The following is a 1,167-nucleotide window of genomic DNA, read 5'->3' as shown; positions in this document are numbered from 1 at the left end:
AGCGTCTTCTACAGCCACTTCGCGGCGCTGGGGCTGGACGTGCGGGTGGAAGACGCCACCAGCTACGGGCGCATCGACATGGCGGTGCTGCACGCCGGGCGGGTGTTCTTGTTTGAATTCAAGGTGGTGGAGCGCCAGGCGACGGGCGAGGCGCTGCGGCAGATCAAGGACCGGGGCTACGCGGACAAGTACCGCGCCCGCGGTGAGCCGATCCACCTCGTCGGCATCGAGTTCGGCCGGGCCGAGCGCAATGTCGTCGGCTTCGAGGTGGAGACCCTCAGCGGCTGATGTCGCCAGAGCACGAGCGCTCAAGCATCCGTGCTCGCACTGGCGCAGCGGCAACTGCTTAGGTGGCACTAAGGTTTTTGGGATCGGTCACGACAGCATCGCCAGTACATGCCCCTTGAGCATCGATGATGCAGCGCGCCTGGGGCCTTCCAAGGTGTGTCACCCCTGCACGCAGCCCCTGTCCGAAGGGATGTACTCCGTACACTCGGGCCATGACCACGCCCGCGCTCTCTCGCCTCAAGCTGCCCCTGGGCATCCAAAACCTGGCCAAGCTGCGCCAGCAGGGCTGCTATTACGTCGACAAGACCGGGCTGGCCATCGATCTCACCGAGGCGGGTTCGTACTACTTCCTGAGCCGTCCACGCCGCTTCGGCAAGAGCCTGCTGATCGACACGCTCAAGGAGCTTTTCGAGGGCAACCGGGCGCTGTTCACCGGTCTGGCGGCTGATTCCCGCTGGGACTGGTCGAAGCGCCATCCTGTGATTCGCATCAGCTTCTCCAGCGGCTCCGGCCCGCAAGGCCGACTGCTGGCACAGCGCATCCGCGAGAACCTGCGGGTCAACCGCGTCGCGCTCGACCTGCCGCTGCCCGTCGGACTGCCCGAAGAGGACTTGGCCGGCAACTTCGCCGACCTGATTCGCCAGGCCCATCAGAGCCGGGGCGAGCGCGCCGTCGTGCTGGTCGACGAGTACGACAAGCCGATCCTGGACCGCATCGCCGAACCGGCCCAGGCCGAGCGCATGCGCGAGGGCCTCAAGGAGCTCTACGAGAGCTTCAAGGCGGTCGACGAGCACCTGCGCTTCGTCTTCCTGACGGGCGTGTCGAAGTTCAGCAAGGTCAGCCTGTTCTCCGGGCTCAACAACCTCACCGACATCACGC

At 65.7% G+C, this 1,167-nt stretch carries 2 protein-coding genes; both read left to right on the top strand.

Annotation, left to right across the window (positions count from 1 at the left end; all coding sequences use genetic code 11):
- Nucleotides 1-288 (top strand): PD-(D/E)XK nuclease domain-containing protein (locus BW996_RS20905; RefSeq protein ID WP_175619162.1); only part of this gene is annotated, 288 nt, incomplete at its 5' end.
- Nucleotides 289-500: 212 nt separating this feature from the next.
- The coding region (locus tag BW996_RS20900; RefSeq protein ID WP_175619161.1) for an AAA family ATPase at nucleotides 501-1,167 on the top strand (667 nt) is incomplete at its 3' end.

This window comes from Sphaerotilus natans (genome assembly GCF_900156335.1).
GTDB lineage: Bacteria > Pseudomonadota > Gammaproteobacteria > Burkholderiales > Burkholderiaceae_C > Sphaerotilus > Sphaerotilus natans.
The sequence above is the reverse complement of the archived record's forward strand: the minus strand, read 5'-3'. Positions and strand labels throughout refer to the sequence as shown.